This is a genomic window from Adlercreutzia equolifaciens, assembly GCF_029076695.1.
Taxonomy (GTDB): domain Bacteria; phylum Actinomycetota; class Coriobacteriia; order Coriobacteriales; family Eggerthellaceae; genus Adlercreutzia; species Adlercreutzia equolifaciens_A.
The window spans coordinates 1-306 of sequence record NZ_JARFIK010000330.1 but is presented as its reverse complement, the minus strand read 5'-3'; the positions used below and the strand labels follow the sequence as shown (position 1 = coordinate 306).

The following is a 306-nucleotide window of genomic DNA, read 5'->3' as shown; positions in this document are numbered from 1 at the left end:
GATGGAAATGATCCGGAAGTCTTTGCAGCTGTATTAACAGAAAGTGTCCAGAAGAGTCTTGAAAAGAACAGATATGGAAAAGCTGTTACTGTAAACGTATCCGTGGAAAAAGATAACTCAGGAAAATATGGTCTTTTGGATACAGAGATGAATAAGTTGGAAGCAGCGATGTTCCCAACAGAATAAGAATGAATGGAAAGCTATCAGAGGAAAAAAACTGGTAGCTTTCTTTTAAACTCCAAGACAAGAAAACTTGTTAAAAAAGCTATTGTAATAGTAGAAAAATTATAATAAATAATGGATGAC

Annotated in this window: 1 protein-coding gene; it reads left to right on the top strand. The window is 34.0% G+C overall.

Features of this window, described 5'->3' with window-relative positions:
• On the top strand, positions 1 to 186 hold a 186-nt coding region (locus PZH32_RS12610), incomplete at its 5' end, for a hypothetical protein (RefSeq protein ID WP_275208591.1).
• Positions 187 to 306 lie beyond the last annotated feature (120 nt).